Source organism: Methylobacterium sp. J-076, assembly GCF_022829405.1.
GTDB lineage: Bacteria > Pseudomonadota > Alphaproteobacteria > Rhizobiales > Beijerinckiaceae > Methylobacterium.
The window spans coordinates 46691-55133 of record NZ_JAKSXW010000084.1; the positions used below are offsets into that span (position 1 = coordinate 46691).

The following is an 8443-nucleotide window of genomic DNA, read 5'->3' on the forward strand; positions in this document are numbered from 1 at the left end:
CCATATCCGGCCTGTCCGCCGGAACAGGGAGGCCGCCCCATGAAGACCTATCAGCATTACATCGACGGCGCGTTCGTCGATCCGGTCGAAGGGGAGTGGTTCGATTCGATCGACCCCTACCGCGGCGAACCCTGGGCCAGGATCCCCCGCGGCTCCCGGTCGGACGTCGACCGGGCCGTCGCGGCGGCCAAGCGCGCCATGACCGAGGGCCCCTGGGCGGCGATGACCGCCTCGGCCCGGGGCAAGGTCCTGCGCAGGATCGGCGACATCGTGGAGCGCGAGGCCAGGCACCTCGCGGAGATCGAGACCCGCGACAACGGCAAGCTCTTCGCCGAGATGTACGGCCAGACCCGCTACCAGCCGGAGTGGTGGTATTACTTCGCCGGCCTCGCCGACAAGGTCGAGGGCGCGCAGGTGCCGATCGACAAGCCCGACACCTTCGCCTTCACCACCCACGAGCCGGTGGGCGTGGTGGGCGCGCTCACCGCCTGGAACTCGCCGCTGCTGTTCGTGGCCTGGAAATGCGCCCCGGCGCTGGCGGCCGGCTGCGCGGTGGTGATCAAGCCCTCGGAATTCGCCTCGGCCAGCACCCTGGAATTCGCCGCCCTGCTCAAGGAAGCCGGCCTGCCGGACGGGATGCTCAACGTCGTCACCGGCTACGGCGCCGAGACCGGCGCGGCCATCGTCGAGCACCCGGACGTGGCCAAGATCACCTTCACCGGCTCCGACGTGACCGGGGCGCGGATCTACTCGGACGCCGCCAAGCAGATCAAGCGCGTCGCCCTGGAGCTCGGCGGCAAGTCGCCCAATATCGTCTTCGCCGACGCGGACCTGAAGATGGCCGCCGCGGGCGCCATCTCCGGCATCTTCGCCGCCACCGGCCAGACCTGCATCGCCGGCTCGCGCCTGCTGGTGCAGAACAGCATCCGCGAGGAGTTCACCGCCCGGCTGATCGAGCTGGCGAAATCCGCTAAGCTCGGCGACCCGATGGAGGCCGGCACCCATATCGGCCCGATCACCACACCGCCGCAGTACCAGAAGGTGCTGGACTATATCGCGGTGGCCAAGAGCGAGGGCGCCCGCTGCGTGTTCGGCGGCAACCCGGCCACGGGCGAGGGGGTGAAGGGCGGCCAGTTCGTGGAGCCGACGATCTTCGCCGACGTCACCAACTCCATGCGCATCGCGCAGGAGGAGGTGTTCGGCCCGGTCCTGTCGATCATCGGCTTCGAGGACGAGGCCGAGGCGCTGCGGGTCGGCAACGACGTGATCTACGGCCTCGCCGCCGGGGTGTGGACGCAGGATATCGGCCGGGCGATGCGGATGTCCAAGGGGCTGAAGGCGGGCACCGTCTGGGTGAACACCTACCGGGCGGTGAGCTACATGATGCCCTTCGGCGGCATGAAGCGCTCGGGCCTCGGCCGGGAAAGCGGCATCGAATCGATCCGCGAGTATCTGGAGACCAAGAGCATCTGGATCTCCACCAGCAAGGACGCGCCGGAAAACCCGTTCGTGATGCGGTGAGGCTCGCGTTTTCCCCTCCCCCCTCTGCGGGGGAGGGTACCCTGCGCGGCAGGGGGGGAGAGGGGAGCGCCGGCACCCGAAAGGGACGCATGCGCGGGGCGGGGCCTCATCCTGCACCGGCGCTCCCCTCTCCCGACCCCCTTCGGGGGCCACCCTCCCCCGCAGAGGGGGGAGGGACAGCCCTGCGGAGAAGGGAATGAATCATCCTTCGGCCGCGTCAGGCAGGCATTCGCCTCTGTGAAACCCGCCTATCGCTACGCCCTCACCGCTGTCATCCTCTTCGCCGTGGCCTGGATCGCGTTCCATCTGCGGTGAGGCCCGGGGAGCCCCCATGACCGATGAACCGCATGGCCTCGACAGGGGGCTGACGAATTACGGCGACCGGGATTTCGCCCGCTATCTGCGCCGCTCCTTCGCCCGCTCGATGGGAATCTCCCCCCGGCTCCTGAGCAAGCCGGTGGTCGGCATCGCCATGACGCCGTCCGGGTTCAACAACTGCCACCGGGGGATGCCGGACCTCGTGGAGGCGGTCTCGCGCGGGGTGCTGGCGGCGGGCGCCCTGCCGCTGCCGTTCCCCACCGTGTCGCTCGGGGAGGTTTTCCTCAACCCGACCAGCATGATGTACCGCAACCTGATGGCCATGGACACCGAGGAAATGATCCTCGCCCAGCCCATGGACGCGGTGGTGCTGATCGGCGGCTGCGACAAGACCGTGCCGGCCCAGCTGATGGGGGCGGCGTCGGCCGACCTGCCGGCGATCCAGCTCGTCACCGGGCCGATGTCCACCGGGCGCCACCGGGGCCAGCGGCTCGGCGCCTGCACCGATTGCCGGGGCTTCTGGGCGAAGTACCGGGCCGGCAGCGTCGATGCGGAGGAGATCGCCGAGGTCGAGGGTCGGCTCTCCGTCACCGCGGGCACCTGCGCGGTGATGGGCACCGCCTCCACCATGGCGTGCCTCGCCGAGGCGCTGGGGATGTCGCTGCCGGGCACGGCGGCGATCCCCGCCGTCCATTCCGACCGGCTGGTGGCCGCCGAGGAGACCGGCCGGGCCGCGGTGCGTCTCATCGAGACGAAGGTCCGGCCGAGTCAGGTCATCACGCAGAAGTCCGTGGAGAACGCGATCCGCGTACTGATGGCGGTCTCGGGCTCCACCAACGCCATCGTCCACCTCACCGCGCTCGCCGGCCGGCTCGGCATCCGCGTGCCCTACGAACGGTTCAACGCCATCTCCGACGAGACCCCCGTGCTGGTGGACCTGAAGCCGGTGGGCGAGGGCTACATGGAGGATTTCCACGCCGCCGGGGGCATGGGTGCCCTGCTGCGCGAGTTGCGCCCGCTGCTCCACCTCGACACCATCGACGTGGAGGGCCGTACCCTCGCCGAGCGGCTGGACGAGCCGGCGGGCTGGGTCGACCGGGCGGTGGTCCGGCCCTTCACGGATCCGGTCTCGCCGCAGGGGGGCCTCGTGGCGCTCTCCGGCAGCCTCGCGCCGGAGGGGGCGATCTTCAAGCGCGCGGCGGCGACGCCCGGCCTGTTCGAGACCGAGGGGCGGGCGGTGGTGTTCACCGGCCTCGAAGACCTCTCCGCCCGCATCGACGACCCGGACCTCGACGTGACCGCCGACGACATCCTCGTCCTGCAGAACGCCGGCCCCCACGCCGCCGGGATGCCGGAGGCCGGCTACCTGCCGATCCCGAAGAAGCTCGCCCGCGCCGGGGTGAAGGACATGGTGCGCATCTCCGACGCGCGGATGTCCGGCACCGCCTTCGGGGCGATCGTGCTGCACGTCTCCCCCGAGGCCGCCATCGGCGGGCCGCTCGCCGCCGTGCGCGACGGCGACCGCATCCGCCTCTCGGTGCGGGACAAGCGGATCGACCTGCTGGTCGCGCCGGAGGAGGTCGCCCGCCGCCTCGCGACGCATACGCCGCCCCCGGCCCCCGCCCGGGGCTACAAGGCCCTGTACCGGCGCAGCGTCACCCAGGCGCCGGAGGGATGCGACTTCGACTTCCTCGCCGGGCCGTCACCCGCGCGGCCTTGATCCGTGCCCCCGCCGGGGCCATCGTCCCGGCAACGGGAGAAACGACGATGACGCGCGCCTGCATCGTGGGCTGGGCCCACACCCCCTTCGGCAAGCTCGAAGACCCCGATGTCGAGAGCCTGATCGCCCGCGTCTCCGGCGAGGCCTTGTCCCATGCGGGCGTCGGGGCGGCCGAGGTCGACGGCATCTATGTCGGCGTCATGAACACCGGCTTCTCGAAGCAGGGCTTCGAGGGCTCCCTCGTGGCCCTGAACCAGCCCGACCTCGCCCACGTCCCCTCGACGCATCTGGAGAACGCCTGCGCCACCGGCTCGGCGGCGCTCTACGCGGCCCTCGACTTCGTGGACAGCGGCCGGGGCCGGATCGCCCTCGTGGTCGGCGCCGAGAAGATGACCGCCAAGACCGTGGCCGAAACCGGCGACATCCTGCTCGGCGCCTCCTACCGGAAGGAGGAGGCCGAGATCGAGGGCGGCTTCGCCGGGGTGTTCGGGCGGATCGCGGCGGGCTATTTCCAGCGCTACGGCGACCGCAGCGAGGAACTGGCCCGCATCGCCGCCAAGAACCACCGCAACGGCGTCGCCAACCCCTATGCGCAGCTGCGCAAGGATCTCGGCTTCGACTTCTGCAACCGGGTTTCGGACAAGAACCCCTACGTCGCCGCGCCCCTGCGCAGGACCGACTGCTCGCTGATCTCCGACGGTGCCGCCGCCCTCGTGGTGGCCGACGCCGAGACCGCCGCCCGGCTGGAGCGGGCCATCGGCTTCCGGGCGCGGGCGCAGGTCAACGACATCCTGCCCCTGTCGCGCCGGGACCCCACCGCCTTCGAGGGCGCCCGCCGGGCCTGGGACAGGGCGCGGGGGCAAGCCGGGATCGGCAACGACGACCTGTCCTTCGTGGAGACCCACGACTGTTTCACCATCGCCGAACTGCTCGAATACGAGGCGATGGGCCTCGCCGCGCCGGGGGAAGGGTATCGGATCGTCCGCGACGGGACGACGGAGAAGGGCGGGCGTCTGCCGGTGAACCCCTCCGGCGGGTTGAAGGCCAAGGGCCACCCGGTCGGCGCCACCGGCGTCTCGATGCACGTGATGGCCTGCCTGCAACTCATGGGCGAGGCCGGCGAGATGCAGGTGCCGAGCGCCGAGCTCGCCGGCGTGTTCAACATGGGCGGCGCCGCGGTGGCGAATTACGTGTCGATCCTGGAACGGCGGCGGTAGGGCGTCCGGCATCGTGGTATGATCATGTCATACCACGTCGAGTGCCGATCATCGGGAGTGCCGGGTGGCAGCGAGTGAGAAGCGGACCTTCAGCCTGCCGGCGGAACAGGCCGCGTTCATCGACGCGCAGGTGAAAGCCGGCTCGTTCGCGAGCGCCAGCGAGGTCGTGCGGGCGGGCCTGCGCGCCTTGCAGGAACGCGACGCGGCCGTCGATCTGTGGCTCCGCGAGGAAGTGGCCGCCACCTTCGACCGCTGGAAAGCCGACCCGGCGGGCGGTCTTTCCCCGCAGGACATGGCCGAGCGAATGCGCCGTCGCCAGGCGGAGCGCCTCAAGGGCGATGTCTGAGGAGCTCGGACCGGTCAGCGTCGTCGCGGGCGCCGCAGAGCAATGACCGAATCGCTTTGAGCGGAAAGCCGAATGAAGCGCCGGCAGATCCTCTACACGGCTGAGGCGGCCACCGATCTCGATGCGATCTACGATCTGATCGCGGAGGGCAGCGATCCGCGCGTCGCGGTGCGTTACGAGCAACGCATCCGCACGTTCTGCGATGCCCTCGAATACGGCGCGGAGCGAGGAAGCCTGCGCGACGATGTCCGCCCCGGCCTCAGGATCATCGGGCTCGAACGGCGCGTGACGGTGGCGTTCACCGTGGAGGGCGAGCGCGTCGTCATCCTGCGGATCTTCTATCGTGGCCGCGACTGGGGAAGCGCCCTGCGGTGATCCCGTGGCGCCGGGGAAACCCTACGCCACCGCCTTGTCCAGCGCCTGCGCGATGTCCGCGATCAGGTCCTCGATGTTCTCCAGCCCGATCGACAGGCGCACCGTCTCCGGGCCGACGAAGGCGATGGCCTTTTCGGCTTCGGGCAATTGGCGGTGCGTGGTGGTGGCCGGGTGGATCGCCAGGGACTTGATCTCACCGATGTTGACGAGGTGCGAGATGAGCTCCAGCGACATGATGAACGTCTGCGCCGCCTTCTCCCCGCTCTTCAGGGCGAAGGTGAAGATCGCGCCGGGTCCCTTCGGCGTGTAGCGGGCGGCGTTCGCCTCGCCGGTCTGGCCCGGCAGGCCGGGGTAGCTCACCCAGGCCACCGCCGGGTGGTCCCTCAGGTAGGCCGCCACGGCCTTCGCGTTGGCGCAGTGCCGCTCCATCCGCAGGGGCAGGGTCTCGATGCCCGTGAGCGTCAGGAACGCGTTCATCGGCGACAGGCCGGGGCCGAGGTCGCGCAGGCCGAACAGGCGGCAGGCCACCGCGAAGGGCGTCTCGGGGAAGCGCTGCGGGATGACGAGGCCGTCGTAATCCGGCCAGGGGTCGTTGATCAGGTCGTAGCCGCCGGCCTTCACCCAGTCGAACGTGCCGGCATCGCAGATCGCGCCGCCGATCACCTGACCGGAGCCCGCCAGGAACTTCGAGGTGGAGTGCACCACGATGTCCGCCCCGTGCTCGATGGGGCGGATCAGGGCCGGGGAGGCCAGGGTGTTGTCCACGATCAGCGGCAGGCCGTGGCGCTTGGCCACCGCCGCGATGCCCGCGATGTCGGTGACGTAGCCGCAGGGGTTCACGATCGATTCGCAGACGATCGCCTTGCAGCCCGGCGTGATGGCGGCCTCGAAATCCTCGGGCTCCATGCCGCGGGCGAAGCGGGGCTTCATGTCGTAGCGCCCGTCGAGCCGGCGCATCAGGCCGAGGGAGCCGCCGAACAAGCGCGGGGACACGACATAGGAATCGCCGCTGCGCATCAGCGTCATCAGCACCAGCAGCACCGCCGACTGGCCGGAGGCCACGGCGATGGCCGCCTTCGCCCCTTCGAGGGCCGCCACCCGCCGCTCCAGGGCCGCCACGGTCGGGTTCGAGCCGCGGGAGTAGGAGAAGCCGGTCTTGCGCACGGCGAAGATGTCGGCCGCCTGCTCCGTCGAGTCGAAGACGAAGCCGTTGGTGAAATAGATCGGTTGCACCCGCGCGCCCGTCGCCGGGTCGGGGGCGGCGCCCGCGTGGATCGCCTGGGTCGCAAACCGGTGCTGTCGGGTCTCGTCGGTCATGGGACTCGTCGGATCGGGGGCCTGCCGCGCGGATCGGCCGCGGCGGGGAGGCCACGCACCTTATGGCTCAGGCGGCGCGGCGGATGAAGGCGCGCAGGGTTCGGACCAGGGTTGTCGGCTCGTAGGGCTTGGGGATGAACCGCGCCCCGTCCGGCATGTCGTGCGGGCCGGGCGTGCCCATCCCGGAGACCACCAGCACCGGGATTCCGGGCCAGCGATGCGCCACGAGGCGGGCGAGGGCGAAGCCGTCCATGGAGCCCTGCGGCATGTCCACGTCGGTCATCAGCACCTCGACGTCGTCCCGATTCTCGAGCAGGGCCAAGGCCTTGTCCGCGTGCGACGCCTCAAGGACGGTGAAGCCCGCATCGGCAAGGGTGTCCGCAGCCTCCATCAGCAGGAGGCCGTCGTCTTCGACCAGCAGGACCACCGGTTGCTCGGAGGGGCTATCCGTCATCAGGCGTTGAGGGAGTTCCACGGGCGGGAGGAGTCAGAGGGCCGCCGTATTCGCAGCGCCCCCCATCCGTCAAGGCGAAGCACGGGAGACCGCACGGCGTTCCCCGTGCGGAGTGCTGAGCCTCAGGCCGCTTCCTCCCGCTTGCCGAGGCGCTTGTCGAGGTAGGTGTCGACGGTCTGCGTCAGTTCCTCGACCTTGCCGTCGAAGAAGTGGTTGGCCCCCTCCACCACTTGGTGCTCGATGATGACGCCCTTCTGCGTCTTCACCTTCTCGATCACCGGCATCACCTCACGGGCCGGCGCCACCCGGTCCTCGGAGCCGTGCACGAACAGGCCGGAGGACGGGCAGGGGGCGAGGAAGGTGAAGTCGTAGCGGTTGGCCATCGCCGCGATGGAGATGAAGCCCTCGATCTCCGGACGGCGCATCAGCAGCTGCATGCCAATCCAGGAGCCGAAGGACACGCCCGCGATCCAGCACGCCTTCGCCTCGGGGTTCACCGCCTGCACCCAGTCGAGGGCGGCGGCCGCGTCCGACAATTCGCCCGAACCGTGGTCGAACGCGCCCTGGCTGCGCCCCACCCCGCGGAAATTGAAACGCAGGGCTGCAAATCCGCGATTGGCGAAGGTGTAAAAAAGGTTGTACACAATTTGATTGTTCATGGTGCCCCCGAATTGCGGGTGGGGGTGCAGCACGATGGCGATGGGTGCGCCGCGCTTCTTGGGGGCCTGATACCGGCCCTCCAGGCGTCCGGCGGGACCGGTGAAGATGACCTCTGGCATGTTCGTCCTCTCGCTCCGTCGCCCTCGTCCGTACGATGCCGCGCCGCAGCGAGCCGCCTTGACTCAGTGGATACACGCCATAAAAGCGCTCTTAGAATAATTCTAGGTGATTAGAACTATTCTAAAGAACGAGGGGATCCACTGGAAGGTCAGCCGCCCGGGAGCGTCTCGGTCGGAGGGACCGGTATTTCCGTCGGCGCGCCTTAACACGGCGGGCCACCCCGCGCGCAAGAATTTCGCGCACTTTCAAGGAGACGAAGCGTCCGGTGATGGAGCAGGTGCGCGCCTATCTCGACCACAATGCGACCGCCCCGGTCCGTCCGGCGGTGGCGGAGGCGGTGGCGCGCGCCCTGGCGCTGCCGGGCAATCCGTCCTCGGTCCATGCCGAGGGGCGGG

At 69.8% G+C, this 8443-nt stretch carries 8 protein-coding genes and 1 pseudogene; 6 read left to right on the forward strand and 3 right to left on the reverse strand.

Features of this window, described 5'->3' with window-relative positions; translation table 11 throughout:
* Positions 1–39: 39 nt before the first annotated feature.
* From MKK53_RS07610 to MKK53_RS07630, 5 genes are all read left to right on the forward strand, one after another.
* Positions 40–1521 carry an aldehyde dehydrogenase gene (locus MKK53_RS07610; protein ID WP_243928088.1) on the forward strand — a complete coding sequence of 494 codons (1482 nt, stop codon included), beginning with the start codon at positions 40–42 and terminating at the stop codon, positions 1519–1521.
* 331 nt (positions 1522–1852) lie between these two features.
* On the forward strand, positions 1853–3559 hold the full coding sequence (locus MKK53_RS07615) for an IlvD/Edd family dehydratase (RefSeq protein WP_243928089.1): 1707 nt from the start codon (positions 1853–1855) through the stop codon (positions 3557–3559).
* A gap of 47 nt (positions 3560–3606) precedes the next feature.
* Positions 3607–4776 (forward strand): acetyl-CoA acetyltransferase, encoded by a 1170-nt coding sequence (locus MKK53_RS07620; RefSeq protein ID WP_243928090.1) that lies wholly within the window; start codon positions 3607–3609, stop codon positions 4774–4776.
* A 64-nt stretch (positions 4777–4840) separates the two neighbouring features.
* Complete coding sequence (locus tag MKK53_RS07625) at positions 4841–5122, forward strand: type II toxin-antitoxin system ParD family antitoxin (protein ID WP_243928091.1); 282 nt, start codon at positions 4841–4843, stop codon at positions 5120–5122.
* Positions 5123–5194: 72 nt separating this feature from the next.
* On the forward strand, positions 5195–5497 hold the full coding sequence (locus MKK53_RS07630; protein ID WP_243928092.1) for a type II toxin-antitoxin system RelE/ParE family toxin: 303 nt from the start codon (positions 5195–5197) through the stop codon (positions 5495–5497).
* Positions 5498–5518: 21 nt separating this feature from the next.
* On the opposite strand, the gene MKK53_RS07635 is transcribed toward MKK53_RS07630, so the two are convergent.
* From MKK53_RS07635 to MKK53_RS07645, 3 genes are all read right to left on the reverse strand, one after another.
* The gene (locus tag MKK53_RS07635) at positions 5519–6814 is read right to left on the reverse strand and encodes an O-acetylhomoserine aminocarboxypropyltransferase/cysteine synthase family protein (protein ID WP_243928093.1); all 1296 of its coding nucleotides are present in this window, start codon (positions 6812–6814) and stop codon (positions 5519–5521) included.
* A 67-nt stretch (positions 6815–6881) separates the two neighbouring features.
* Complete coding sequence (locus MKK53_RS07640; RefSeq protein WP_243928094.1) at positions 6882–7268, reverse strand: response regulator; 387 nt, start codon at positions 7266–7268, stop codon at positions 6882–6884.
* Positions 7269–7390: 122 nt separating this feature from the next.
* Positions 7391–8047 carry an alpha/beta hydrolase gene (locus MKK53_RS07645; protein WP_243928095.1) on the reverse strand — a complete coding sequence of 219 codons (657 nt, stop codon included), beginning with the start codon at positions 8045–8047 and terminating at the stop codon, positions 7391–7393.
* Positions 8048–8316: 269 nt separating this feature from the next.
* Between MKK53_RS07645 and MKK53_RS07650 the strand changes: the two are divergent.
* Positions 8317–8443 (forward strand): annotated as a pseudogene (locus MKK53_RS07650) (cysteine desulfurase); the annotation flags it as partial.

Coding starts and splice junctions, on each gene's coding strand:
- MKK53_RS07610 (WP_243928088.1), top strand. CDS start 40: ATGAAGACCTATCAGCATTACATCGACGGCGCGTTCGTCGATCCGGTC.
- MKK53_RS07615 (WP_243928089.1), top strand. CDS start 1,853: ATGACCGATGAACCGCATGGCCTCGACAGGGGGCTGACGAATTACGGC.
- MKK53_RS07620 (WP_243928090.1), top strand. CDS start 3,607: ATGACGCGCGCCTGCATCGTGGGCTGGGCCCACACCCCCTTCGGCAAG.
- MKK53_RS07630 (WP_243928092.1), top strand. CDS start 5,195: ATGAAGCGCCGGCAGATCCTCTACACGGCTGAGGCGGCCACCGATCTC.
- MKK53_RS07635 (WP_243928093.1), bottom strand. CDS start 6,814: ATGACCGACGAGACCCGACAGCACCGGTTTGCGACCCAGGCGATCCAC.
- MKK53_RS07640 (WP_243928094.1), bottom strand. CDS start 7,268: ATGACGGATAGCCCCTCCGAGCAACCGGTGGTCCTGCTGGTCGAAGAC.
- MKK53_RS07645 (WP_243928095.1), bottom strand. CDS start 8,047: ATGCCAGAGGTCATCTTCACCGGTCCCGCCGGACGCCTGGAGGGCCGG.